The 25,134-nt window shown below is 63.1% G+C and carries 21 protein-coding genes; 13 read left to right on the top strand and 8 right to left on the bottom strand.

The features are described from left to right. Positions 1-19: 19 nt before the first annotated feature. The 6 genes from AC07VV_RS05840 to AC07VV_RS05865 are packed head-to-tail and all read left to right on the top strand — an operon-like array spanning position 20 to position 5,446. Positions 20-871 (top strand): STAS domain-containing protein, encoded by an 852-nt coding sequence (locus tag AC07VV_RS05840; protein WP_495035626.1) that lies wholly within the window; start codon positions 20-22, stop codon positions 869-871. 3 nt (positions 872-874) lie between these two features. Next, positions 875-1,237 (top strand): STAS domain-containing protein, encoded by a 363-nt coding sequence (locus AC07VV_RS05845; RefSeq protein WP_007959463.1) that lies wholly within the window; start codon positions 875-877, stop codon positions 1,235-1,237. Further along, complete coding sequence (locus AC07VV_RS05850) at positions 1,234-1,638, top strand: anti-sigma regulatory factor (protein ID WP_495035627.1); 405 nt, start codon at positions 1,234-1,236, stop codon at positions 1,636-1,638. The genes AC07VV_RS05845 and AC07VV_RS05850 overlap by 4 nt, the downstream gene beginning before the upstream one ends. Further along, positions 1,635-2,645 carry an ATP-binding protein gene (locus AC07VV_RS05855; protein ID WP_495035939.1) on the top strand — a complete coding sequence of 337 codons (1,011 nt, stop codon included), beginning with the start codon at positions 1,635-1,637 and terminating at the stop codon, positions 2,643-2,645. The genes AC07VV_RS05850 and AC07VV_RS05855 overlap by 4 nt, the downstream gene beginning before the upstream one ends. Next, positions 2,638-3,513, top strand: a complete 876-nt coding sequence (locus tag AC07VV_RS05860) for a sensor histidine kinase (protein ID WP_495035628.1) — start codon at positions 2,638-2,640, stop codon at positions 3,511-3,513. Before AC07VV_RS05855 ends, AC07VV_RS05860 begins: the two co-directional genes overlap by 8 nt. Next, complete coding sequence (locus tag AC07VV_RS05865; protein WP_495035629.1) at positions 3,503-5,446, top strand: PAS domain-containing hybrid sensor histidine kinase/response regulator; 1,944 nt, start codon at positions 3,503-3,505, stop codon at positions 5,444-5,446. The genes AC07VV_RS05860 and AC07VV_RS05865 overlap by 11 nt, the downstream gene beginning before the upstream one ends. 51 nt (positions 5,447-5,497) lie before the next feature. Here AC07VV_RS05865 and AC07VV_RS05870 read toward each other — a convergent pair whose 3' ends face one another. From AC07VV_RS05870 to AC07VV_RS05880, 3 genes are all read right to left on the bottom strand, one after another. Next, positions 5,498-8,131 (bottom strand): excinuclease ABC subunit UvrA, encoded by a 2,634-nt coding sequence (locus tag AC07VV_RS05870; RefSeq protein WP_495035630.1) that lies wholly within the window; start codon positions 8,129-8,131, stop codon positions 5,498-5,500. A gap of 29 nt (positions 8,132-8,160) precedes the next feature. After that, entirely contained in the window at positions 8,161-10,272 is a 2,112-nt protein-coding gene (locus tag AC07VV_RS05875; RefSeq protein ID WP_495035631.1) for a hybrid sensor histidine kinase/response regulator, read from the bottom strand. A 130-nt stretch (positions 10,273-10,402) separates the two neighbouring features. Then, a complete protein-coding gene (locus AC07VV_RS05880) occupies positions 10,403-11,092 on the bottom strand; it encodes a GntR family transcriptional regulator (RefSeq protein ID WP_085710119.1) in 690 nt (229 codons plus the stop codon). A gap of 139 nt (positions 11,093-11,231) precedes the next feature. On the opposite strand from AC07VV_RS05880, the gene AC07VV_RS05885 reads away from it, so the two are divergent. The 7 genes from AC07VV_RS05885 (at position 11,232) to AC07VV_RS05915 (ending at position 18,526) form a co-directional block, all read left to right on the top strand. Continuing rightward, entirely contained in the window at positions 11,232-12,317 is a 1,086-nt protein-coding gene (locus AC07VV_RS05885) for an ABC transporter ATP-binding protein (protein ID WP_495035632.1), read from the top strand. 1 nt (position 12,318) lies between these two features. Beyond that, on the top strand, positions 12,319-13,236 hold the full coding sequence (locus AC07VV_RS05890) for an ABC transporter permease (RefSeq protein WP_007959454.1): 918 nt from the start codon (positions 12,319-12,321) through the stop codon (positions 13,234-13,236). Next, a complete protein-coding gene (locus AC07VV_RS05895; RefSeq protein ID WP_064597101.1) occupies positions 13,233-14,021 on the top strand; it encodes an ABC transporter permease in 789 nt (262 codons plus the stop codon). Before AC07VV_RS05890 ends, AC07VV_RS05895 begins: the two co-directional genes overlap by 4 nt. 15 nt (positions 14,022-14,036) lie before the next feature. Then, positions 14,037-15,089 (top strand): extracellular solute-binding protein, encoded by a 1,053-nt coding sequence (locus AC07VV_RS05900; RefSeq protein ID WP_096819986.1) that lies wholly within the window; start codon positions 14,037-14,039, stop codon positions 15,087-15,089. Positions 15,090-15,174: 85 nt separating this feature from the next. Further along, positions 15,175-16,371: an amidohydrolase family protein gene (locus AC07VV_RS05905; RefSeq protein ID WP_495035633.1), complete on the top strand. Its 1,197-nt coding sequence runs from the start codon at positions 15,175-15,177 to the stop codon at positions 16,369-16,371. Then, complete coding sequence (locus AC07VV_RS05910) at positions 16,368-17,855, top strand: amidohydrolase family protein (RefSeq protein ID WP_495035634.1); 1,488 nt, start codon at positions 16,368-16,370, stop codon at positions 17,853-17,855. The genes AC07VV_RS05905 and AC07VV_RS05910 overlap by 4 nt, the downstream gene beginning before the upstream one ends. 11 nt (positions 17,856-17,866) lie before the next feature. Beyond that, positions 17,867-18,526, top strand: a complete 660-nt coding sequence (locus AC07VV_RS05915; protein ID WP_085730718.1) for a flavin reductase family protein — start codon at positions 17,867-17,869, stop codon at positions 18,524-18,526. Positions 18,527-18,606: 80 nt separating this feature from the next. Here AC07VV_RS05915 and AC07VV_RS05920 read toward each other — a convergent pair whose 3' ends face one another. From AC07VV_RS05920 to AC07VV_RS05940, 5 genes are all read right to left on the bottom strand, one after another. Continuing rightward, a complete protein-coding gene (locus tag AC07VV_RS05920) occupies positions 18,607-19,266 on the bottom strand; it encodes a DUF799 domain-containing protein (RefSeq protein ID WP_495035635.1) in 660 nt (219 codons plus the stop codon). Beyond that, positions 19,263-19,631 (bottom strand): DUF4810 domain-containing protein, encoded by a 369-nt coding sequence (locus AC07VV_RS05925; protein WP_495035636.1) that lies wholly within the window; start codon positions 19,629-19,631, stop codon positions 19,263-19,265. The genes AC07VV_RS05920 and AC07VV_RS05925 overlap by 4 nt, the downstream gene beginning before the upstream one ends. 29 nt (positions 19,632-19,660) lie before the next feature. Beyond that, positions 19,661-20,347, bottom strand: a complete 687-nt coding sequence (locus tag AC07VV_RS05930; RefSeq protein WP_162130490.1) for a CsgG/HfaB family protein — start codon at positions 20,345-20,347, stop codon at positions 19,661-19,663. 293 nt (positions 20,348-20,640) lie between these two features. Further along, positions 20,641-23,739 carry an error-prone DNA polymerase gene (locus AC07VV_RS05935; protein WP_495035637.1) on the bottom strand — a complete coding sequence of 1,033 codons (3,099 nt, stop codon included), beginning with the start codon at positions 23,737-23,739 and terminating at the stop codon, positions 20,641-20,643. Then, positions 23,715-25,130 carry a Y-family DNA polymerase gene (locus AC07VV_RS05940; protein WP_495035638.1) on the bottom strand — a complete coding sequence of 472 codons (1,416 nt, stop codon included), beginning with the start codon at positions 25,128-25,130 and terminating at the stop codon, positions 23,715-23,717. The genes AC07VV_RS05935 and AC07VV_RS05940 overlap by 25 nt, the downstream gene beginning before the upstream one ends. Positions 25,131-25,134: the final 4 nt, after the last annotated feature.

Consider the following 25,134-nt stretch of genomic DNA (forward strand, 5'->3'; position numbering starts at 1 on the left):
GCGACGGAGCAACAGGCACATGGCAGCACTGCAGAACAGCACACTCGAGGCGATGAAAAACAAACAGGCACAACTGCTGGGCGAATGGACCCAAGGGCTGGTCGACAGCGGCGCCACCCGCAACCTCAAGGATCACGACATCCAGCAACAGACCAGCGAGTTCCTGCAACTGGTGGTCAGCGGCCTTGAGAACGACAACGGCACCAACATTGCCGCGCCGGGCTGGGAAGCGACCCGCCAGTTCCTCGAAAAGCTTTCCCACAGCCGCGCCCTGCTGGGCCAGGATTCGCAGCAGACCGCCAGTTTCATTTTCTCGCTCAAAGGCCCGCTGTTCACCTTGCTGCAAAGTCATTACCGGGAACAACCGGCACTGCTCGCCGAACAGCTTTGGGAAATCTCCGAACTGCTCGACGCCTTCGGCCTGCACACCATCCGCACTTTCCAGAAATCCCGCGAAGCAGTGATCAAGCGTCAGCAGGAAGAGCTGCTGGAGCTGTCCACACCAGTAGTCAAACTCTGGGACGGCGTCCTCGCCCTGCCGATGATCGGCACCCTCGACTCGCAACGCACGCAAGTGGTGATGGAATCACTGCTGCAACGCATCGTCGACACCGGTTCGGAAATCGCCATCATCGACATCACCGGTGTGCCGACCGTCGACACCCTGGTAGCCCAGCACCTGCTCAAGACCGTGACCGCGATCCGCCTGATGGGCGCCGATTGCATCATCAGCGGCGTGCGTCCGCAGATTGCCCAGACCATCGTCCATCTAGGCCTCGACCTGCAAGGCGTGGTGACCAAAGCCAACCTGGCTGATGCACTGAAATTGGCCCTGACCCGCCTGGGTATCACTCTCGCCAAGACGGTTTAAGCGATGGAACGTATCCCGATTCTCCAGATGGGCGACTTCCTGCTGGTGACCATCCAGGTCGACATGCATGACCAACTCGCCCTCACCCTGCAGGACGATCTGTCCGAACGCATCAGCAAGACCTCGGCGCGCGGGGTGTTGATCGACATCTCGGCGCTGGACATGGTCGATTCGTTCATCGGCCGGATGATCGGCACGATCTCCGGTCTGTCGAAAATCATGGACGCCGAAACCATGCTGGTCGGCATGCAACCGGCCGTGGCGATCACCCTGGTCGAGCTCGGCCTGAACCTGCCCGGCGTCAGCACCGCGCTGAATGTCGAGCGCGGCATGAAACTGCTCCAGGAACGAGTACGCCAGCAATGACGGTGCGCAGCAGCGGTACGCATCCGATCAACATAGAGCAGGACGTGGTACTCGCCCGGCAACTGGCGCGCAAACTGGCCACCGAGTGCGGCATGCGCCTGATCGACCTGACCAAACTGGTGACCGCCGTCAGCGAACTGGCGCGCAACACCATGGTGTACGGCGGTGGCGGTGACATGGACTGGCAGATCCTCGACGACAACCACAAGGTTGGCCTGCGCCTGACGTTCCGCGACGAAGGCCCGGGCATTGCCGACATCAAACTGGCGATGACCGACGGCTGGACGTCCGGCAGCGGCCTGGGTCTGGGCCTGACCGGTGCCAAGCGGTTGGTGGACGAGTTCGAACTGGACACCGCGCCCGGCAAAGGCACTCGCATAACGATCACCCGATGGACATGAACATCAGCGGGAGCCTGACCCGAGTGTTGCCGATCGAAGAGCTCAGCCAGATCGGCCATGCACGGCGCACGGCGCAGCAACTTGCCGAACAGCACGGCTTCGATGAACGCGATGCCGGGCGTGTCGCGCTGGTCGCCACGGAGCTGGCGAGCAATGTGCTCAAGCATGCGACGCACGGCGAATTGCACTTGCGGGTGTTGCAACGGGTCGACGGTTTCGGCATCGAAATGCTCGCGGTCGACCGGGCCGGAGGCTTCGATCTCGACGCCTGCATGGCCGACGGGTTTTCCACGGGTGGCACGCAGGGCATCGGGTTGGGTGCGGTATCGCGCCAGACCGAGGTGTTCGATGTGTACGCCGACGCCCGGGGCGCGGTGTTGCTGGCGCGTCTTTATCCGCGCACCGATCGGCAGGCGGATCTGCGCTTCGGCGTCAGCCAGCACTCACTGCACAACGACCCGGCGTGCGGTGATGTCTGGCATCTGGCATTCAACGGGCCGGACATCAGCGCCCTGATCGTCGACGGCCTCGGCCATGGCGAAGACGCCGAGCGCGCCGGACGGGCCGGTGAGAAGGCCTTCGCCCTGACCCCCTTCGCCGCCCCGGTGTTGCTGATGGAAGACCTGCACCGGGAAATGATCGGCACCCGTGGCGGTGCCGTCGCATTTGCGCAGTTCCATGGCGCGCGCGACAGCCTGACGTTTGCCGGTGTCGGCAACGTCGGTGCCAGCCTGGTGACGGCCGACAAGTCCCGCGGACTGGCCTCGCACCCGGGGATCGTCGGCGCTCAATACCGAAAAGCCCAGCCCTTTGACTATGCTCACGTGAATGGACATCTATTGATCATGTACAGCGACGGCTTGCAGTCCCGTTGGAACCTACAAGACTACCCCGGCCTGGTGCACCGCCATCCCGCCGTGATAGCCAGCATCCTGCACCGCGACTTCTGTCGCGGGCGCGACGATGTAACGGTGCTGGTCGTTGCCCTGGAGGCCGCCCATGGCTGAGTCCCCGACCTTGAACAGCGCCGAGCAATCAGCGCTGATCGCCCAATTGCAGAGCGAAACCGCCGCGCTGCGCGAAGAGCTCGACGAGACCAATCAGGGCGTCCTCGCCCTGTATGCCGAACTCGATACCCAGGCCGAACAACTGCGCCAGGCGTCGGACCTGAAAAGTCGCTTCCTGTCGTACATGAGCCACGAATTCCGTACGCCGCTGGGTTCGATCCTGAGCATCAACAGCCTGCTGGCCGATGAACTCGACGGCCCGCTCAGCCCCGAGCAACACAAGCAGGTTGCGTTTGTCAGCACTGCCGCCCGAGAACTCAGCGACATGGTCGATGACCTGCTCGATCTGGCGAAGATCGAAGCCGGGCGCATCACCATTTCCCCGGCGTGGTTCGACATGTTCGATCTGTTCGCCGCACTGCGGGGGATGTTCCGGCCGATTGTCGACGCCACGGCAGTGGACCTGATTTTCGAAGAGCCGGTGGGCCTGCCAAGGCTCTACACCGATGACAAGAAGCTGGCGCAAATCCTGCGCAATTTCATTTCCAACTCGCTGAAGTTCACCACCCGGGGCGAAGTCCGGGTTTCGGCGCGCCTCGAAGGTCAGGACAAGGTGCGTTTCGCGGTCAGCGACACCGGCATCGGCATTGCCCCGGAACTGCACGGTGCGCTGTTCGAAGACTTTTCCCAGGTCGACTCACCGTTGCAAAAACGCCTGCGCGGCACCGGGCTCGGATTGTCCCTGTGCAAGCGCTTTGCGGCGTTGCTGGGTGGCGAAGTCGGCGTGGAAAGCGCGCCCGGCGTCGGCTCGACCTTTTTCGTGATCATCCCGCTGGCGATCGCTCTGGAGAACGTCGATGAAACATGACATCCGCCTGCTGATCGTCGACGACAACGTCGCCACCCGCTACGCCTTGCGCCGACGGCTGGAACGCCACGGCTACGAAGTGCTGGAGGCCGGCACCGGCGGCGAAGGTCTGGCGCTGATCGCCAGCGAAACGCTGGATGCGCTGATTCTCGACGTCAACCTGCCGGACATGAGCGGTTTCGACATCGTGCGCAAACTGCGCACCGATCCGGGTACCGCCCTGCTCCCGGTGATCCACGTATCGGCGGCATCGATCCAGACCGGCGACATCATCACCGGCCTCGACGCCGGGGCCGATGCCTACCTGATTCATCCGGTCGATCCCGATGTGCTGCTGGCGACCCTGCGCACCTTACTGCGGGTACGCGACACGGAAAACGCCCTGCGCGAAAGCGAGGCGCGGTTCCGGGAGATTTTCGTCAACGTCTCGGCGCCGATTGCCGTCATCGATGCGACCCTGAAAATCCACGAGTGCAACCACGCCTTCGCTCAACTGATCCAGGACAACCGTGACCCGCAGATCCTCAGCGAATGCTTTGCCGAGGATCAGGGCGCGATCCTCGACGAACTGCGCCTGCGGCTGGTGGATGGCGAACGCTGGAAAGGCACGCTGAACATGCGCGTGCAAGGCGAGATCCGTGAAACCGAGTGGCAGATTTCACCCTATCGCACCCCGGAGCTGAGCCTGGTGTTCGTCGAAGACGTCACCGAACACCGTCATCGTGAACGCTCGCACCTGGCGCGACTGGACGACACCACCACGCAACTGGCCAAGGAAGTCGCCGACCGGGTACGCGCCGAGTCGCAGCTGCTGCAAGTGCAGAAAATGGATGCGCTGGGCAAACTCACCGGCGGCATCGCCCATGACTTCAACAACCTGCTGACCGGGATCATCACCAGCCTGGAACTGATCCAGAAACGCGTCGCCGATGCACGTCCGGACAAGGTGCAGTTCTACGCCGAAGCGGCCCTGAACTCGGCGATGAGCGCGGCCTCCCTCACCCATCGCCTGCTGGCCTTCGCCCGGCAACAGCCGCTCGACACCCGGCCGGTGGACATCAACGATCACGTGCGCTCGCTCGAAGAGTTGCTGGTGCGCACCATCGGCGAACGCATCGCCCTCAAGCTTGAGCTGACCACCAAACCGGCCATCGCCCTGGTTGACCCGATTCAGCTGGAAAGCGCGGTGCTCAACCTGGTGATCAACGCCCGGGATGCGCTGCCGCAGGGCGGCAATATCTGGGTCAGCACCTATGCCGCGTACTCTCACGGCGATCCGAACCTGACCGATGGTTCCTACGTGGCGCTGTCGGTGCGCGATGACGGCACCGGCATCGAGCACAACGTGATCGACAAGGTGTTCGATCCGTTCTTCACCACCAAACCGCTGGGCCAGGGCACCGGGCTGGGGCTGTCGACGATTTACGGTTTCGCCCGGCAGTCCGGCGGCGATGCGCACATCCGCAGCGTTGCCCGGCGCGGCACCGAAGTGACCATCATGTTGCCGGCCACCAGCGACCCGACTGCCGTCGATCTGGTGCCACCCGTGGTCGATCCGCAGGGTTCCGGCGAGCACGTGCTGATTGTCGAGGACATGCCTTCAGTGCGGCTGTTCGTCACCGAAGTGCTGGAAGACGCCGGTTACCGTTGCACCCAGGCCGGCGATATCGAGACCGCGCTGGAACGCCTGCAGAACGATCCGTCGATCAACCTGCTGCTGACCGACGTCGGCCTGCCGCGCATGAGCGGTCGCGAACTGGCGGACGTTGCCCGGGGCTGGCGCGACGGGTTACCGATCCTGTTCATGACCGGTTATGCGGAAACCGCGATCAACCGCCAGGTGTTCCTCGGGGCCGGCATGGACATGCTGGTCAAGCCGTTCCAGATCAGCGATTTGCTGGACAAAGTGCGCCGTACGCTCGACGGCGCCTGACACGCCGCCCTCGCCAACCTGCTGGCGAGGGCGATATTCGAGGCGCTACGGCTAGCGGCTGAGGGCACGGGCAAGAAACGGCGCAGTCCGGCTTTTCTTGCTCGCAGCGACTTTCTGCGGCGTGCCGGTCACGACGATTTTGCCGCCCTGATCTCCCGCACCCGGGCCGATGTCGATCACCCAGTCGCTCTGCGCCACTACGCGCATTTCGTGCTCGACCACAATCACCGTATGCCCCGCCGTCACCAGCGTGTCCAGTTGTTCGAGCAAGCGGTCGACGTCTCGCGGGTGCAGCCCGGTGGTCGGCTCATCCAACACATACAACGTCGCGCCGCGCTGGTTGCGCTGCAGTTCAGTGGCCAGTTTGATCCGCTGAGCTTCGCCGCCGGACAACTCCGTCGCCGGTTGCCCAAGGCGCAGGTAACCGAGGCCAATATCTCGCAAAACCTCCAGCGAACGGCGGATCGGCGGTTGTTCGGCAAACACCGTCACCGCCTCGTCCACGGTCAATTGCAGCACCTGCGCGATGCTCAGCCCCTGCCACTGCACCGCGAGCGTTTCGGGGTTGTAGCGTGCGCCATGGCAGGTCGGGCATGGCGCATAGACACTGGGCATGAACAGCAACTCGACACTGACAAAACCCTCGCCCTCGCAGGTCGGGCAACGACCCTTGGCAACGTTGAAGGAAAACTGCCCGGCGTCGTATCCCGCCGCACTCGCTTCGCTGGTCGCGGCGAACAATTTGCGCACGTTGTCGAACAGCCCGGTGTAGGTCGCCAGATTCGAACGCGGTGTTCTGCCAATGGGTTTCTGGTCGACCTGCACCAGACGCTTGATCGACTCAAGCCCGGCGCTGACCTGGCCGGTGCTGGCAGTCGGGGTATCGTCCTCCAGATTGAGTTCTTCCTGCTCGGCGTCACTGACACTGCGCCCGAGCTGCGCGCCGACCAGTTCCAGCAGCGCCTGGCTGACCAGGCTCGATTTGCCGGAACCGGAGACGCCAGTGACCGAGGTGAAACAACCCAACGGAAATTCGGCGCTGAGGTTATTGAGGTTGTTGCGTGTGACGCCGTCGAGTTTTAGCCAACCCGAAGGTTTGCGCGCGACGCGGGTCGGCCGTTGCTGTTCGGCGAACAGGTAGGCGCGGGTCTGCGACTGCTCGATGACCGCCAGCCCGGCAGGCGGACCGCTGTAGAGAATCTGTCCGCCCTTTTCGCCCGCTGCCGGGCCGACGTCGATCAGCCAGTCGGCGCGGCGCATGGTGTCCAGGTCGTGCTCGACCACAAACACGCTGTTGCCGTCGGCCTTCAGACGCTGCAAGGCCTCGAACAGCGCCTCGCCGTCCGCCGGGTGCAGGCCGGCGGAAGGTTCGTCGAGCACGTAGATCACACCAAACAGTTGCGAGCCCAATTGGGTGGCCAGGCGCAGGCGCTGCAATTCCCCGGACGACAGGGTCGGTGTGCTGCGTTCCAGCGCCAGATAACCGAGGCCAAGATCGGTCAGGGTGCTGACCCGCTCCAGCAAATCCTCGGCAATGCGCTGTGCGGCCAGGCGCTTTTCCAGCGACAGGTTCGGCGTATGGCGCACGTCCGGCGCGTTGGCGTGGCCGCTGGCGCCATGGGCCACACGCTGCTGCCGGGCTTCGCGGGTCTGGTTGTGGGTGAGGGTTTCGCCGGTTTCATCGGCGTGTTCCAGCCAGCTCGCGTCCGCCACCGGTTTCAAGACTTCGGCGACTTGCAGCAACGGCATTCGCGACAACTCACCGATGTCATGGCCGGCAAACGTCACCGACAGCGCCTCGCGCTTGAGGCGCTTGCCATCGCACAACGGGCACAGGCTACCGAGCATGAATTGCGACACGCGCTTCTTCATCAGCGCACTTTGCGAATGGGTGAAGGTGTGCAGGATGTAGCGCCGGGCGCCGGTGAACGTGCCCTGATAGCTCGGTTCCATTTTGCGCTTGAGGGCGACGCGGGTTTCTTCCGGCGTCAGCCCGGCGTACACGGGAACGGTCGGCGTTTCCTCGGTGAAGAGAATCCAGTCGCGCTGTTTTTTCGGCAGCTTGCGCCATGGAATATCGACGTCGATGCCCATGGTCACCAGGATGTCGCGCAGGTTCTGTCCCTGCCAGGCCAGCGGCCAGGAGGCCACGGCACGCTGGCGGATGGTCAGCTCGGGATCGGGCACCATCAACGCTTCAGTCACTTCGTAGACCCGGCCAAGCCCATGACAATCGGGGCAGGCGCCTTGCGGTGTATTCGGCGAAAAATCCTCGGCGTACAGCATCGGATGGCCCGGAGGGTAACTCCCGGCGCGCGAGTACAGCATGCGGATCAGGCTCGACAGCGTGGTCACACTGCCCACCGACGAACGCGTACTCGGCGTACCCCGCTGTTGCTGCAGGGCCACGGCCGGTGGCAGGCCCTCGATGGAGTCGACGTCCGGCACACCGACCTGATCGATCAGCCGCCGCGCATAAGGCGCTACCGATTCAAAGTAGCGCCGCTGGGCTTCGGCGTACAACGTCGAAAACGCCAGCGACGACTTGCCCGAGCCCGACACGCCGGTGAACACCACCAGCGCATCCCGGGGGATGTCGACATCAACGTTCTTCAGGTTGTGTTCACGGGCGCCGCGCACGCGAACCATGCCGGCGGCGGAATTGGAGCTGCGCTTGGAGGTCATTGGCCAGCCTTGGTCAGGGGATTCGAAGCTCAGGCACTGAGCACGGAACGGATCATCTGCAACAACGCTTCGGGGCCATAAGGCTTGCCGAGCAAATGGGTGTCGGGACTGAGCTGGTGATTGCGCGAGATGATGTCGCGGGTGTGGCCGGAGGTGAACAGTACCGCCACCGGCGGCATTTGCACCTTGGCCCACGCCGCCAGATCGGAGCTCTTGATCAGCCCGGGCATGACCACGTCGGTGAAGATCAGGTCGACCCGAGCGCCTTCCATCAACATCTGCATGGCTGCGTCGCCATTACCGGCGATCAGCACACGGTAGCCTTCTTCGCGCAACAGTTCGACCGCCGAGGTGCGCACCGCTTCGTTGTCTTCGACCACCAGAATGGTTTCGTTGCCGCCCGCCTGCTGTCGACGCACACCGGGTGTCTCATCGATCAGCGGCCGCAGGCTGCGCGGGAAATACAACTGCACCCGCGTGCCCTCGCCGACCTGGCTGTCGATCTCGACATGCCCGCCGCTCTGTTTGACGAAACCGAACACCATGCTCAATCCGAGGCCCGTGCCCTGCCCGTCGGCCTTGGTGGTGAAGAACGGTTCGAAGACCTGCTCCAGCATGTGCGGCGCAATGCCCACGCCGCTGTCACTGACCGAGACCCGCACGAAATCCCCCGGCACGATGCCCTTGCCGGCGCAGAACGCCCGGTCGAGCGAGGTGTTGGCGGCGCCGAGCACGATGGTGCCCTCGCCTTTCATGGCGTCCCGGGCATTGATCGCCAGATTGAGAATGGCGTTTTCCAGCTGGTTGCGGTCGACGTTGATGTGCCACGGTTCTTTGGGCAACTGGACGTCGATCTGAATGGTTTCCCCCAGCGCCCGTTGCAGCAATTCGCCGACGCCCTCGAAGATCTGCCGTGGATCACACACCGCCGGCGACAGCGGCTGGCGCCGGGCAAACGCCAGCAGTTGCGAGGACAGCTTGGCACCGCGCTCCACCGCCGCCAACGAGGCGCTGACCCGCCGTTGCACGTTGGCATTGTTCGGTTCGTGCCGCGCCAACAGGTGCAGGTTGCCGGCGATCACTTGCAACAGGTTGTTGAAATCGTGGGCCACGCCGCCGGTAAGGCCGCCGATGGCTTCGAGCTTCTGCGACTGGCGCAGTTGCTCTTCGGCGCTCAGGCGCGCTTCGACTTCATCGGCGACGCGCTGTTCGAGGTTGCGGGTGAACTTGAGCAGGGATTCTTCGGCGGTCTTGCGTTCGTGGATGTCGATCAGCACGCCGGGGAAACGGAACGCCTGGCCCTGCTCATCGAACTCGCATCCGCCGCTGGCCAGTACCCACAGATGACTGCCATCGGCGCGCAGTACGCGGTATTCAGCGTTGTACGGTTCGCCGGTGCGCACCGAGTTCTCGACACATTCCTGCACCCAACTGCGGTCATCGGGATGAATGTGCGCTTCGGCAATGTGCTGCGGCAGGTTGGTCAGGTCCTGGTCCGGCGGAAAGGAAAAGGTGCGGGCGAATCGCTCGTCCGCCGACAGCACGTTGTTTCTCACGTCCCAGACAAACGAACCGAGCAATGCCCCGGCATTCAGCGCCAGGCGAACCCGCTCGTTGTCGGCGCGATAGGCATCTTCAGCGGCCTGGCGCAGGCGTTCGGACAGCACCAGTTCAGTGGTTTCCACCACCATCGCCATCACGCCCGAAGGCACCCCGGCATCATTGGCCACCGGGCTGTAATAAAGGTCGAGCCAGACATCCTCGGGCACGCCATCGCGTAGCAGCACCAGTACTTTGTTGCGATATTCGAGGGTGCCGCCGGCCAGACAGGTGTCGACCACATGCCGGTTGAAATCGGCGACTTCCGGCCAGCCCAGTTCCACCGGCACGCCCAAAAGGTACGGATGCCGGCCGCCGGCGAATCGCGAGTAAGCGTCGTTGTAGATCATGTGGCCGGCATGGCCCCAGAGCATGACCATCGGCAACGGCGAGGCGAGCATCAGCTGCACCGTGCTGCACAGGCTGGCCGGCCAGGTTTCGAGAGGGCCCAGGTCGGTCCCGCTCCAGTCAAAGGCGCGGATGCGTCCGGCCATCTCGCCCTGCCAGCCGTCACACCCGTGGCTATCGGATAAAAACTGCATCGACTGCTTCAACGCCTTGTGGTTGGTTCGCTCGATCGCTACGCCCGATGACGTGGCACCCGTCTGTTTCGAGCGCATCGGGCAGCGATGGTTTCATAGAGGTATAGCCGATTTCACTGGCGGCCGGCGCTCAGACTTCGATCAGGTGTTTGAGCGGGTGGTAGCCGGTCTTGAGCTTCGCAGCGACGTCGAGAATCGCCTTCTGGATGCCGTCCAGGTGCATGCAGGTCAGCTCGATGGCCGCGCTCTGATTGCCGGCCTCGATGTACTCGATCAGGCGCAGATGCTCGTCGTCGCGGCAGGCTTCGTGGCTGTCGTCATCCAGCGCGGCGGCATACAGCGAGGCGCGGGAAATCAGCTTCTGGAACCAGTCGAGCAGCACCGGGTTGTTGAGGCTGCGGGCCAGTTTGAGGTGGAACTCGCCAAGCAGGTGAATCAGCCGCTCGTGGTCACCGGCCGCATGGGCCTCGTCTTCCAGCAGCAGGTGCTCGCGCAGGTCTTGCATCGCAGCGGAGTCCTTGCGTCGGCACAGTTCGGTGACGATGCCGATCTCGATCAGGCGCCGGGTTTCGAACAGCGAACGGATCTCTTCATCGCTGGGCAGCGACACCGACGCACCTTTATTGGGCTCGGTGGTGACCAGTCCGTCGGCCTCCAATTGCTTGAGCGCGGCCCGAACCGACGTGCGGCTGACATTGAACAATTCCGCCAGCGACGCCTCGCCCAGTTTCATCCCCGGACGCAGCGAGCGCTTGCTGATCGCCTCGTAAACCCCTTGGTAGACGCGGTCGACCGTGGTTTCCGTTTTCTTCTCGGTCATTCAAAAGCTCCTTCAATGCTGGCAACGCTGCCCGACGAACGACTCAGTCTGGGAAATGGGGGTTGCGCAAGCAGATTAATCCGGGTATTTCTAAATTGCATTCAAATATTGCATACAATAATTAGAGGATTGCACCATTATGGGTCAACCAATAGCAATTGAAGTGCGTAATGTCTCCAAACGGTACTCTGACGATCCTGGCCTCGCGCCGGCCCTCGATAACGTGTCGGTGAACATCGCCGACAACGAGTTCTTCACCCTCCTCGGCCCTTCGGGCTGCGGCAAAACCACCTTGCTGCGCACCATCGCCGGTTTCGAACACGTCAGCGACGGCGAGATCCGTCTGGCGGGCGAAACGGTCAATCACCTGCCGCCGTTCAAGCGTCGGGTCAACACAGTGTTCCAGAGTTACGCGCTGTTTCCGCACATGAGTGTCGCGCAGAATATCGCCTTCGGCCTCGAGATGCAGGGTCTTGATCGCAAGACGATTCCCGGACGGGTCGACGAGATGCTCGCGCTGGTGCAGATGGAGCACCTGGCCGGGCGCAAACCGGCGGAACTGTCCGGCGGCCAGCAGCAGCGCGTGGCTCTGGCCCGGGCCCTGGCGCCGAAACCGAAAGTGCTGTTGCTCGACGAGCCGCTGTCGGCGCTGGACCTGAAGCTGCGCAAGGAAATGCAGGTCGAACTCAAGCGCGTGCAGCAGGAAGCCGGGATCACTTTCATCTTCGTCACCCACGATCAGGAAGAAGCCCTGACCCTGTCCGACCGGATTGCGGTGATGTCCGCCGGCAAAATCCTGCAGATCGGCACCCCGACCGACATCTATGAACGCCCGCAGCACCGTTTCGTCGCCCAGTTCATCGGCGACATCAACTTCCTCCCCGGCCAGCTCAAGCGCGGCGAGCACAACGAAAACATTTTCGTGCCCAACGGCATGCCGGTGGAAATCCCCTGCCCGCCCCAAGGCGTCAATGGCAGCAGCGTGCAACTGGCATTTCGTCCCGAGCGTTCACAACTGGTCGGAGCGGATCAGCCGCATCATCTGCGCGGGGTGATCGAGGCCGTGCTGTATGTCGGCACCGCGACCCTGTACCAGTGCCGTTTGAACAACGACATCAAAGTCATGCTGCGGGAAAACAACGAAGGTCTGAACCGTGGTCGTGCAGTAGGTGAGCGCGTGGCGGTGCACCTGCCGCCTCAGGCCTGCCTGTTGATGGAGGCCTGAGATGAGCGTCAGCAGCACTTCCCCCTCCCTCAACCGCGCGCTGCTGCTCAGCCCGGTGGTGTTGACCCTGCTCGCCCTGATCGCCATTCCGCTGGGGATCATGGGTTACATCAGCCTGTTGCCACGCAACACCTACGGCGGCGTCGACTGGCAGGCCCAATGGCAACTGCAGAGTTACGTGCAGCTGTTTTTCCAGGAAGGTTTCGACGGCGAACTGGAGCTGAACTGGGTCTACGCCCAGGCGCTGCTGCGCTCGGTGTTCCAGGCCGGTGGCACCACGGTGCTGTGCTTCCTGTTCGGATTTCCGGTGGCGCTGTGGATGTCGAGCCTGACCCCGCGCCGACGAAACCTGATGGTGTTGCTCATCACCATTCCGTTCTGGACCAACCTGCTGATCCGCAACTACGCGTGGCTGATCATCCTGCGTGAACAGGGCTGGGTTGCCCAGAGCCTCAACGCGCTGTTCCCGAGTGCCGGCGGCATCACCCTGCTCTACAACGATTTCGCGGTCAGCGTCGGCCTGGTCTACAGCTTCCTGCCGTTCATGATCCTGCCGATCTACTCGACCCTGGAAAAACTCGACTGGCGTCTGGTGGAAGCCGCCTACGACCTGGGCGCCAACCGCTGGCATGCCCTGCGCCGGATCATCCTGCCGCTGTCGATGCCCGGCGTGATTGCCGGTGCGTTGCTGGTGTTCGTGCCGAGCCTGGGCGCCTTCATCACCCCGGCGATCCTCGGCGGCGGCAAGACTTTGATGATCGGCAACCTGATCCAGCAGCAATTCGGCACCGCGCGCAACTGGCCGCTGGGCAGTTCGCTGTCGTTCCTGTTGCTGGGGATTCTGCTGCTGTCACTGGTGCTCTACGCCCTCTACAGCCGCAGCGCGGCGAAAACCCTGAACCGGGGAGCGAAAGCATGATTTCTCTGCACCTGAAAAAACTCCCCGCGACCCGGGAAATCAGCCTGCTGATCCTTGCCTACCTGTACGTGCCGATCCTGGTATTGATCGCCTACAGCTTCAACGCCAACCGCTCGGCGACGGTGTGGACCGAGTTCTCGTTTGCCTGGTACGGGCGGATCCTGGCCAACCCGTCGATCCAGACTGCCGCGCTGAACTCGATCATCGTCGCGACCATCGCCACGGTGTGCGCCACGGCAATTGCGCTGCTCGCAGCACTGGCGACTTACCGGCCGTTCTACGGACAGAAAATGGTCGAGGGCGGGATCAACCTGCCGCTGATCCTGCCGGAGATCGTCACCGCCGTGGCCACCCTGCTGCTGTTCATGGCGCTGGGGATCAAGCTCGGGCTGATGACGGTGATCGTCGCGCACATCGGCTTCTGCATTCCGTTCGCTTACCTGCCGATCCGTGCACGGCTCAACGATCTGGACAAGAGCCTGCTGGAGGCCGCCAACGACCTGTACGCCAACCCGTGGCAGGTGTTCCGCCGCGTGACCTTGCCGCTGCTGTGGCCGGCGGTGTTGTCCGGTTCGGTGCTGGCGTTCGTGGTCAGCCTCGACGATTTCATCATGACCTTCTTCGTCGCCGGCCCCGGTTCGACCACGTTGCCGGTGTACATCTTCTCGGCGATCAAGGCTGGCGTAACGCCCGAGATCAACGCGATTTCGACCCTGATGCTGGTGATTTCCATCGTGCTCGTGGTGCTGGCCTTCTGGCTCGGCCAACGCGGCAAACAACAATAAACCTGGAGCGCTCTCATGAAATTGAAAAACATGCGTCTGGCAGTATCCGGTCTGGCCCTGAGTTGTTTCACCGCGTTCGGCGCCCACGCCGCCGAGCCCAAAGAGCTGTTTTTCTACAACTGGACCGATTACTACCCGGTGGACCTGCTGGCCAAGTTCGAAAAAGAGACCGGGATCAAGGTCACCATGGACGGCTACGACAGCAACGAAACCCTGCTCGCCAAGTTGCAGGCCGGCGGCGCGGCGTATGACGTAATCGTGCCGTCGCAGTCGATCATGCAGACGCTGATCAAACAGGATCTGCTGCTGGAAATCGACACGCCAACCCTGAGCAACTTCCAGTACGTCAAAGGCCCGTTCCGCGACCCGAGCTTCGACCCGGGCCGCAAGTTCTCGGCGCCGTATCTGTGGGGCACCACCGGTTTCTCCTACGACAGTGCCCGGGTGCCCGGCGGCAAACTGGATGATTCGTGGAAAGAGTTCTTCGAGCCGCGCAAGGAACTGCAAGGCCAGCTCGCCGCCCTCGACACCTCCAGCAGCGTGATCAACGCCGCCAGCCATTACCTGAACGTCGACGAATGCACGGAAAACCCGCAGGACGCTAAGCGCATCCTCGAGCTGCTGCAAAAGCAGAAACCGTTTTTGAAGATGTACAGCTCCGACAACACCGTCGACCGGATGGCCTCGGGCGAAGTGATCATGATGCAGAACTGGAACGGCTCGACGGCCCGCGCCACGTTGCAGAAGAGCACGATCAAATACGTGTACCCGAAAGAAGGCCTGGCGATGTTCCAGGACAACTTCGCCGTACCGAAAAGCGCGCCGCATCCGGGCAACGCGAAGATCTTTATCGACTGGATGATGAAACCGGAGAACGCGGCGGCCGTGTCCAACGCGATTGCCTATGCCAACGGGATACAGAGCGATCAGTTGCTGGATGCGAAATGGAAGGTCATGGACGCGATCAACATGCCCGAGGAATACGCCTCGCGACTGCGGCCGGAGAAGGAATGCAGCAACAAGGCGCGGGAGCTGCAGGATCGGATCTGGTCGAAGCTTAAGGGTTGATTGCCTGACTTGAACCGGTGGCGCTGCCATCGCTGGCATGCCAGCGATGAGGCCCGCCCAGACAACATAGAAACAGAGGTATGAAATGTCCCACCCCCGCTGGCTCAGAAACACCCGCCCCTACGGCGCCCCCGCCGAAGACCTGCTGATTGAAAACGGCAAGTTCACCCAACGCCGTCCGGCCTCGAATACGCCGTTGGCCGCCACCGACATCGACGGCCAGAACCAGCTGCTCACCGCCCCGTTGGTGGAAAGCCACGTCCACCTCGACAAGACCCTGTACGGCCAACCCTGGCGCCCGAACAGCGCCGGCCCGACGCTCAAGGACTACATCAGCAACGAGCGCCGCGTCCTGCGCGAAGTCAAAGCGCCGATTGCCGAACGCGCCGGCGCGTTGTTGGAAAACTGCATCGCCCGGGGTTCGCTGACCATGCGTTGCCACGTCGACATCGACCCGGAATTCGGCCTGCGTCACGTCGAAGCCATGCAACAACTGCGCGAAACCTACAGCGACCTGATCGACCTGCAACTGGTGGTCTTCCCGCAAACCGGCCTGATCAGCCGCCCCGGCACCGCCGAGCTGATGCGCGAAGCCATGGCACTGGGCGTGGAAAACGTCGGCGGGCTCGACCCCTGCGGCATCGACAACGACCCGATCGCGCAACTGGAATTCGTGTTCAAACTGGCCCGCGAATTCCAGCGTGGCGTCGATATTCACCTGCACGACAAGGGTGAACTGGGTCTGTGGCAGATCGCCCGGATCGCCGATTACACCGAACGTTTCAACCTGCAGAACCGGGTGATGATCAGCCACGCCTATTGCCTCGGCATGTTGCCGTGGAGCCAGGTCAAACCGGTCGCCGAACGCCTTGCGGCACTGGGGATTTCGCTGATGAGTTCGGCGCCGGCCGATTGCGCGGTGCCGCCGTTTCTGGCGCTGCGCGAGACCGGCGTCAACGTGTGCCTGGGCTCCGATGGCATTCGCGATGCGTGGTCGCCGATGGGTAATGGCGACATGCTCGAACGGGCGATGTTGCTGGCGTTTCGTTTCGACCTGGGCAAGGACGATGAACTGGCGGCGGCGTTCGAAGCGGCGACGGTCAACGGTGCGCGCGCACTGGGGATCAAGGATTACGGTTTCGCCATCGGTCGGCCGGCGGACTTTCTGCTGATGCCGGTCGAAACCCTTGGCGAAGCAGTGGTCGCGCGGCCGGTGCGTCAGGTCTATCGCGGCGGCGAATTGATCGCCAGCGGCGGTCGCTTGCTGGGCAGCCGTCTGTGAAACGGATCGGCCTGAAGGCCAGTTGCGTGGTCGGTTTCGACGGCACGCAGCATATGCTGTGGCGCGACGGCGAAGTGGTGTTTGCCGGCTCGCGCATCGAGTTTGTGGGGCGCGGTTATCAAGGGCCGGTGGATCAGTGGATCGACTACGGTAACGCGCTGATCGGCCCCGGCTTCATCGATCTCGACGCCCTCGGCGATCTCGATTCCACCGTGCTGACCCTGGACAACGGCGATGAACGCAGCATGGGTCGTATGTGGTCGGCGGAGTATCTGGCGGCCGGCCCGCGTGAGTCGTTCAGCCCCGAAGAAGAAGTCTTCAAATACCGTTACGCCTTCACCCAGTTGATCCGCAACGGCATCACCACGGCGATGCCGATCACCTCAATGTACTACCGCGAATGGGCGGAGACCTACGACGAGTTCGCCGCTGTCGCCGACGTGGCGGGCGAACTGGGGCTGCGCACCTACCTCGGCCCCTGCTACATGAGCGGCATGAGTTACTGGCGCGCCGACGGCACCCTCGCCCATCACTGGGATGAGGCGCGGGGTCTGGCCGGACTGGACGCAGCCGAACGGTTTTTCAAGGATTTCGATGGTGCGCATGCCGGGCTGATTCGCGGTGCGCTGCTGCCGGATCGCATCCAGACCTGCACCCCGGCGCTGCTGCAACGCACCTCCGCCCTGAGTCGCGAACTGAATGCACCGATGCGTCTGCACTGCTGTCAGGCGCCCGGTGAAGTGGCGATGGTCGAGCAGTTGCGCGGCACCTCGCCGCTGGGCTGGTTGCAGCAACTGGATTTGCTCACCTCGCGCAGCCTGTTGCCCCACGGCATCTACACCTCGGGCGATGACGATCTGCAACGGGTCATCGACGGCGGCGCGAGTCTGGTGCACTGCCCGCTGGTGTTCGCCCGTGACGGCGAAGCGCTGAACTCGTTTGGCCGCTACCGCGCCAAAGGCATCAACTTTGCCCTCGGCACCGACACCTGGCCGGCGGACTTGTTGGCCAACATGCGCCACGGTTTGAACATCGCCCGATTGATGGAGGGCGGCCCGGCGCTGACCAGCAGCCTCGATCTGTACAACGCCGCCACCCTCGGCGGCGCCAAAGCGTTGGGCCGTGACGATCTCGGTCGCCTGGCCCCCGGTGCCAAGGCCGACATCACCGTGTTCAGCCTGCGCGGCCTGCATCTGGGCCCGCTGTTCGATCCACTGAAAAATTTGCTGCTGGCCGGGTGCGGCGACGACTGCATCGCCAGTTACATCGACGGTCGCTGCGTGATGCACGACGGCCAGGTCAACGGCGTCGACTACCCCGCCCTGCAACGCCAGGCCCAACGCCAATACGAAAAACTGATGCGCAGCCACAGCGACCGGGCCTTTGGCCGACCGGACTGGAAAACCCTGTTCCAGCCGGCCATTCCGTTCGCCGACGACTACAGCGCCGAGGCGCCGTTGAGCGCCATCGATCCACTTCTTTAGAGAACACTGCCATGCACAGCTTCGATTTCAGCCAACTGAGCCCACGGGAAAAATACAAGATTCTGATCGGCAGCGTGGTGCCGCGCCCGATCGCACTGGTCACCACCATCGACGGCGAAGGCCGGGTCAATGCGGCGCCGTTCAGCTTCTTCAATGCGCTGTCGGCGGACCCGCCCATTCTCGCGCTTGGTGTCGAGAACTACGGCGACCAGAGTCCCAAGGACACCACCCGCAATATCCAGATGAACCAGGAATTCACCGTCAACATCGTCAACGATGCGCTGGTGGAGGCCATGAACGTCTGCGCCGTGCCGTTCGCGCCGGGTTTCGATGAATTGACGGCTGCCGGCCTGACGGCAATCCCCGGGACTTCGGTCAAATGCCCGCGAATCGGCGAAGCACCGGTGGCGCTGGAATGTCGGCGGATGATGGCGCTGAACATCGGTCAGTCGCGGGAGATCATTTTTGGCGAGGTGTTGATGGCCCATGTACGCGACGAGTTGATCGATCCGAAAACCCTTTACATCGATCAACTGGGGCTGGATGCGATCGGGCGCATGGGCGGCCATGGTTATGCACGGACCCGGGATTACTTCGACCTGCCGACCCGCTCGTTGCAAGCGTGGACGGAGGCGCCGGGGGGTGGCGAGCGGTTCTGGCCCGCCAAATAAAACGGCGGCCCACCGAAGTGGGCCGCCGTGCTGATCGTTCCCACGCTCCGCGTGGGAACGATCAGTGCGAAACAGGTCGATCAGTCAGTGCCGTACTTCGGCGACCGTGGCCCGTACAACAGGCCTGCCGGATGACCGGCCGACAGCAGACGATTGCTGGCCACACCGGCAATCGGGAAGCCGGCATCGGTGGAGCTGTTGACGATCTGTTTCACCGCTGCGGTGATCAGTGCGCCGATCAGGCCGCCGCCACTGTTGTTGCCGCCCTCTTCACTCGACGCCCGGGCCGAACCGGTCCACAGGGTGGTGCCGGTTTTCAGGTCGACCAGTTTGGCGCTGGCGGTCACGGCAGTTTCGCTGCTGATCACCATGTAGCGCGTACCGTACTCGCTGACGGTGATGTACAGCGCCGCGTCGGCACCGAAGATTTCATGCAGTTTGTTGGTCGGTGCCTGATGAATGTCATCCGGCGTGGTCAGGCCGTTCTGGCGGAACGTCTCGTCGACCAGGGTGATCGGCAATACGTAGTAACCGGCTTCGGCCAGCGGGAACGTCACTTGCGACAACAGGCTGTAGGACGCCTTGACGTCCGGCGAGGTGTTCAGCGGCGGCAGCACCAGAATGGATTTCGGGCGCGCTTGCTTGTAAGCCGAATAGTCCACGGCCTTCGGTGCAACGCAGCCGCCCAGAACGGTCAGCGCCAGGCCCGCAGCCAGCAGTTTCAAGGCACGCGAGATCATTTGGCGTCCTCGGTCTTGGCGTTTTTAAGCAGAAAATCCATGTACGTGCCGGACTCGGGGAACAGGGTCTTTTCGGTGCGCAGCTGCTGCACCATCTGATCGTCCTTGCCCATGCTCAGGTACAACAGACCGAGGTGTGCGTGATAACCCGGCGGTACCGGCTTGCCACTGGCGCGGATTTTTTGCAGATCGGCTTCCAGCGCTTCGGCCTGGGCTTCTTTCGGCGTTTCGCTTTTGAAGTATTCGTAGACTTGTGGCTGGTAGCCTTCCCACTGATACAGGGTTTGCGGGCTGCTGCAACCAGCCAGCAAGGCGCTGGCGGTCAGTGTCAGGGCCATCAGCGACCGGGACAGGGACAGATTCATGGTGTGTTGCTCCTTGCGATGGGCGTCTATCAGTTGCCCGGTTTCCAGGCACCGGCGTTCATGCCATCGACCAGACGATTGATCGCCTCGCGCATGGCCAGATCGAGGACTTTGCCGTTGAGGGTGGAGTCGTAGGCAGCGGTGCCGCCGAAGCCGATGATTTCGCGGTTGGACAAGGCGTATTCGCCGGCGCCCTGGGTCGAATACACCACTTCGGAAGTGCTGATGTTGACGATGTTCAGGTTGACCTTGGCGTAGGCGACCTGGGTCTTGCCACGGCCGAGAATGCCGAACAGTTGGTGATCGCCGGTCTCTTTGCGGCCGAACTCAGTGACATCACCGGTCACCACGTAATCGGCGCCTTTCAGACGCTGGGCCTGGCCCTTGATCGCCGCTTCCTGCTGGATCTCGCCCATGTTGTCGCGGTCGAGCACGGAGAAACGGTTGGTCTGCTGCAAGTGAGTGATCAGGATGGTCTTGGCCTGACCGCCGAGACGGTCGACGCCGTCGGAGAAGATCCCGCGCATGTAGCTCGAACGGTTGTCGAACTTGCCCACGGCCATCGGGATACGGACACCGGACCAGGCTTGAGAGGCGCTTTCCACCTTGGCCACCGGCAGTGCGCGGGAGCTTTCGGTGGCGCAACCGGAAAGCGAGCCGGCCAGGGTGCCGAGGACGGCAATCGCAACGCCCGAGACCAACATCCGGGAGATCATTCTCACTGTGCATTCCTTCTGAAAAATGATGTGTCCCGGCACCGCAAAGTCGTGGGGGATCGGGAAAGGGGCGGCATTATGCCAAAGTGCCACCACTGAAGACAGGTTTTTTTGACGTCAGCAAATTGGCTTTCGTATCGGCCAGCAGCCGTCAGTTGCCGATCGTTCCCACGCTCCGCGTGGGAATGCATCCCGTGACGCTCTGCGTCACAGTGGACGCGGAGCGTCCATGGCGGCGTTCCCACGCAGAGCGTGGGAACGATCACTAACGATCAACACAGGTTCAGAGGTTGTCAGTGGAAATCGCGGCTTTGCACCCGAATCCCGTTGAGTAACGGACTGAGGTCACTCAAGCGTCCGGCAATCAGATGCCGGACTTCGCCTTCACGCTCCCAGCGGCCATCGACCTTGAGCAATTGCGAGCCGACCAGCACCTGACGCTGGCGCTCGGCCAGATCACGCCAGACCACCACGTTGACGTTGCCGAACTCGTCCTCCAGCGTCACGAAGGTCACGCCGCTGGCGGTGGCCGGTCGTTGGCGGCCGGTCACCAGCCCCGCCACGCTGACCGGTCGCCCGTGCTCGACCTCCAGCAACTCCCGGGAGCTGCGACAGCGTCGTGCCCGCAACTCATCGCGCAACAACGTCAGCGGGTGCGGCCCCAGCGTGGTGCCGAGAGTGGCGTAATCGGTGAACAAATCTTCGCTGACACTCGGCGTCGGCAGCACCACATCGGGCTCTTCCTGACTCGGCAGCCCGGCAAACAGTCCAAGCTGCTTCTGCACCCCGGCCACTTCCCAGCGTGCCCGATGGCGGTGACCGGCCAGATCGCGTAACGCACCGGCATCCGCCAGCAATGCCTGGGCCCGACTGTCGAGCCCGGCCCGTTCGCCCAGATCGGCGACATCGGCAAACGCGCCCCTCGTGCGAGCCTTTTCAATACTCCGTGCATCTTCCTCGCGAAACCCCTTGATCATCCGCAGCCCCATGCGGATTGCCGGTTGCTCGCCGGTGATCGGCTCCAGGCTGCAATCCCAGTCACTGGCGCGCACGTCCACCGGACGGATCTGCAAATGATGCCGGCGCGCATCCTGAAGAATCTGATCCAGGCTGTAGAAACCCATCGGCCAGCTGTTGATCAGCGCACAGGCAAACGCCGCCGGTTCGTGGCACTTGAGCCAGCAACTGGCATAGGTCAACAAGGCAAAACTGGCGGCATGGGACTCGGGAAAACCGTAACTGCCGAAGCCTTTGATCTGTTCGAAGATCTGCGCGGCGAATTCCGGGGTGTAGCCGTTTTTCTTCATGCCGGCAGCCAGCCGTTCCTTGTGCGGCTCCAGCCCGCCGTGGCGTTTCCACGCGGCCATGGAACGGCGCAACTGATCGGCCTCGCCGGGGCTGTAGTCGGCGGCGACAATGGCGATCTGCATCACCTGTTCCTGAAACAGCGGCACGCCGAGGGTGCGTTTGAGCACCACTTCCAGTTCCGGTGACGGGTAGGTTTCCTTTTCTTCCTTGTTCCGGCGGCGCAGGTACGGATGCACCATCCCGCCCTGGATCGGCCCCGGCCGGACGATGGCCACCTCGATCACCAGGTCGTAGAAGTTTTGCGGTCGCAAACGCGGCAGCATCGACATCTGCGCCCGGGACTCGATCTGGAACACGCCGATGGTGTCGGCGCGGCTGATCATGTCGTAGGTCGGGCGATCGTCAGGCGGGATGGTGGCCAGGCTCAGATCCTGATTGCGATGACGGCGCAGCAGGTCGAAACAGCGGCGAATCGCGCTGAGCATGCCGAGGGCGAGGATATCCACCTTGAGCAACCCGACGGCGTCGAGATCGTCCTTGTCCCACTGGATGATCGTGCGGTCGGCCATGGCGGCGTTTTCCACCGGCACCAGCGTGTCCAGCGGTTGCTCGGAAATCACGAAACCGCCGGGGTGCTGCGACAAATGTCGGGGGAAGCCGATCAATTGCCCGGTCAGGCTCAGCACCCGGTGCAGGATCGGGCTGTCCGGGTCGAAGCCATTTTCGCGCAAGCGCTCCACGGGCGGCGTTTCATCGCTCCAGTGGCCGCAGCAGTCGGCCAGCGCATTGATCTGGTCCGGTGGCAAGCCAAGCGCCTTGGCCACGTCGCGCACCGCGCCGGCGGCGTGATACGTGCTGACCACCGCCGTCAGCGCCGCACGACGGCGGCCATATCGGCGAAACACGTATTGCAGGACTTCTTCCCGGCGCTCGTGCTCGAAATCCACGTCTATGTCCGGCGGCTCGTTGCGCTCCCTCGACATGAAACGTTCGAACAGCAGCGTGGTGCGATCCGGGTCGATCTCGGTGATGCCCAAGGCAAAACACACCGCCGAGTTGGCCGCCGAACCCCGGCCCTGACAAAGGATTTTCTGCGCCCGTGCGTAACGCACCACGTCGTGCACGGTGAGGAAGTAGCTTTCGTAGCCGAGCTCGGCGATCAGTTCCAGCTCATCGTCGATCTGTTTGAGCACCTTGGGTTGCGCGCCTTGTGGCCAGCGCCAGGCGATGCCTTCTTCGGTCAAATGACGCAGCCAGGAACTGGCGTCGTGTTCCTCGGGCACCAGCTCTTTGGGGTATTGATAGCGCAACTGGCCGATGTCGAACGTGCAGCGGTGGGCCAGCCTCACCGATTCGTCCAGCAAGGTCTGCGGATACAACTCGCTCAATGCGTCGAGACTGCGCAGGTGCCGCTCGCCGTTGGGGTGCAGACGCAACCCGGCTTCGGCTACCGGAACGTGATGACGGATCGCAGTCATGGTGTCCTGCAAGGCACGGCGGCCACGGGCATGCATGTGCACATCACCGCTGGCCACCGCTGGAATCTGCAACTCACCCGCCAGACTCAGCAGCGCGGCCAGCCGCTGTTGATCGTTCTGCCCGCGATGCAACTGCACCGCCAGCCACAAACGTTCACCGAAGGTCTGTTTCAGCCAGCGGCCCTCTTCCACGTCATCGACCGTATCCGGCACCCACAGCACCAGCAATCCCGGCAGCGGTTCATTGAAATCTTCGCGCAGTATTTGATACTGGCCTTTCTGGGTACGCCGTCGAGCCTGGGTGATCAAGCCGCACAACGCCTGATAACCCTCGATGTTCTCGACCAGCAACACCAGTTTCGGGCCGTTCTCGATGCGCATCTCGCTGCCGATGATCAGCGGCAGCTCCACGGACTTCGCCGCTTGCCAGGCACGAACGATCCCGGCGAGGGTGCATTCATCAGTGATCGCCAGCGCCTGATAGCCGTGCTTTTTCGCCCGCTGGAACAACTCCAGCGCACTGGACGCACCGCGCTGGAAACTGAAATTCGACAGGCAGTGCAGCTCGGCATAGCCCTGATTCACGCGAACCAGCCCTGCAGCCACAACGGGCCGCCCTCACCCACTGCCCGGTACGCCCAGCCTTGCTGGCCGGCGCGGTTCTGGATCAGGTAATAGTCACGGCGCACGTCGTCACCGTCCCACCAGCCGGATTCGATCCGTTCCGGGCCCATGAGGATGCGCGCCGAACCTTCGGGCACGGTCTGCGGCTCGCCCAACAACCAACCCGGACGCTGCACGCCCGGCAATGCAGCGCAACGCTGTTTGTCGTCGGCGTTCTGCCACGCGCACTCCGGTCGATGATCGGCCTGGAAGCGCAGGCCCTGCACCGCGTCATCGCCCAGCCGCGCACGCAGGCGTTCGCGCAGTTGCTCCCAGGGCAAGGTCTGCTGCGGGCGGTCGTCGAACAGCTCCTGGAACTGCGGCACGAAACTCGGCAGGTCCTCGGCGCGCAGACGAAAACCGCGCACCGGGGCCTCGACCTGCACCTGCTCCAATCGGCCACGGGCCAGTTCAAAGAGCATCGCCGGATCGCGCTCGGCGCTGAGCAGGCCGACCTTGATCAGCGTGTCCGGCAACCCCGCATGTTCCAGATGCAGATCGAAGCGCTGCACGCCGCTGTCGCGTCCGCACAGAAACGCCGACAGATCACCGGTCAGGCGGCGCAACGGGAACAGCAGCGCCTGATGAGACTGCACGTCGAAATTGAGTTCGATGCGCACATCGAAGCGATCCGGCGGCAGGTAGAACGCCAGCGCCAGCGGCCGTGCGCCGAACAGCGTGTCCAGATGCTTGAGCATCGGTGCCTCGAAACGCCGGGCCAGGGCCTGACGCGGCAGACTCTGCACCTGATGGAGATTACGTAGTCCCATGCGCGACAACGCCGTGGCCACGCTCGGTTCAAGCCCGATGCGATCGACCGGCAGTTGCCCGAGGTGATGGCGCAGGGCTTCACCATCCGGCACCACCAGTCCGTCATAGGCGTTGGCCAACACCCGCGCCGCCACCGGGTTGGGCGCGGCGACGATGCGGTGACGAAAGCCCAGCTCCGTCAGCTCAGTACGTAATAGCGCTTCGAACTGCGCCCAGGAACCGAACAGCCCGAGGCTCGACTCGATCTCGAACACCACGGTGCGCGGGTAATGCACGCTGACCTGCGCGCTGAAACGATAGGCCCAGGCGGCGAGAAACTGCTGCCAGTGCTCGACCTCGGCCGCGTCGTAATCGACGGTGACAAAACCTTTGCTCATGGCCTGCGCGGCGGTCATCGACTGCCCCGGACGCAACCCCAATGCCCGCGCCGCCGGGTTGACCGCTTGCAGCACCCGGCGCTGGGCCGGGCCGCTGAGCAGCGCCAACGGTTGGTCGGGATCGGGACGTTGGCGCAGCACGGCGTCGAGGGCCAATTGCGGGAACAGAATGCAAACCCAGCGCATGGCG

This window comes from Pseudomonas sp. GW821-FHT02C04, assembly GCF_059421845.1.

Bases quoted from the DNA above. Each gene is read 5' to 3' on its own strand.
- AC07VV_RS05875 (WP_495035631.1), bottom strand. From the start codon at position 10,272: ATGCAGTTTTTATCCGATAGCCACGGGTGTGACGGCTGGCAGGGCGAG.
- AC07VV_RS05890 (WP_007959454.1), top strand. From the start codon at position 12,319: ATGAGCGTCAGCAGCACTTCCCCCTCCCTCAACCGCGCGCTGCTGCTC.
- AC07VV_RS05885 (WP_495035632.1), top strand. From the start codon at position 11,232: ATGGGTCAACCAATAGCAATTGAAGTGCGTAATGTCTCCAAACGGTAC.
- AC07VV_RS05845 (WP_007959463.1), top strand. From the start codon at position 875: ATGGAACGTATCCCGATTCTCCAGATGGGCGACTTCCTGCTGGTGACC.
- AC07VV_RS05880 (WP_085710119.1), bottom strand. From the start codon at position 11,092: ATGACCGAGAAGAAAACGGAAACCACGGTCGACCGCGTCTACCAAGGG.
- AC07VV_RS05940 (WP_495035638.1), bottom strand. From the start codon at position 25,130: ATGCGCTGGGTTTGCATTCTGTTCCCGCAATTGGCCCTCGACGCCGTG.
- AC07VV_RS05865 (WP_495035629.1), top strand. From the start codon at position 3,503: ATGAAACATGACATCCGCCTGCTGATCGTCGACGACAACGTCGCCACC.
- AC07VV_RS05850 (WP_495035627.1), top strand. From the start codon at position 1,234: ATGACGGTGCGCAGCAGCGGTACGCATCCGATCAACATAGAGCAGGAC.
- AC07VV_RS05870 (WP_495035630.1), bottom strand. From the start codon at position 8,131: ATGACCTCCAAGCGCAGCTCCAATTCCGCCGCCGGCATGGTTCGCGTG.
- AC07VV_RS05915 (WP_085730718.1), top strand. From the start codon at position 17,867: ATGCACAGCTTCGATTTCAGCCAACTGAGCCCACGGGAAAAATACAAG.
- AC07VV_RS05855 (WP_495035939.1), top strand. From the start codon at position 1,635: ATGAACATCAGCGGGAGCCTGACCCGAGTGTTGCCGATCGAAGAGCTC.
- AC07VV_RS05930 (WP_162130490.1), bottom strand. From the start codon at position 20,347: ATGATCTCCCGGATGTTGGTCTCGGGCGTTGCGATTGCCGTCCTCGGC.
- AC07VV_RS05925 (WP_495035636.1), bottom strand. From the start codon at position 19,631: ATGAATCTGTCCCTGTCCCGGTCGCTGATGGCCCTGACACTGACCGCC.
- AC07VV_RS05900 (WP_096819986.1), top strand. From the start codon at position 14,037: ATGAAATTGAAAAACATGCGTCTGGCAGTATCCGGTCTGGCCCTGAGT.
- AC07VV_RS05895 (WP_064597101.1), top strand. From the start codon at position 13,233: ATGATTTCTCTGCACCTGAAAAAACTCCCCGCGACCCGGGAAATCAGC.
- AC07VV_RS05920 (WP_495035635.1), bottom strand. From the start codon at position 19,266: ATGATCTCGCGTGCCTTGAAACTGCTGGCTGCGGGCCTGGCGCTGACC.
- AC07VV_RS05860 (WP_495035628.1), top strand. From the start codon at position 2,638: ATGGCTGAGTCCCCGACCTTGAACAGCGCCGAGCAATCAGCGCTGATC.
- AC07VV_RS05905 (WP_495035633.1), top strand. From the start codon at position 15,175: ATGTCCCACCCCCGCTGGCTCAGAAACACCCGCCCCTACGGCGCCCCC.
- AC07VV_RS05840 (WP_495035626.1), top strand. From the start codon at position 20: ATGGCAGCACTGCAGAACAGCACACTCGAGGCGATGAAAAACAAACAG.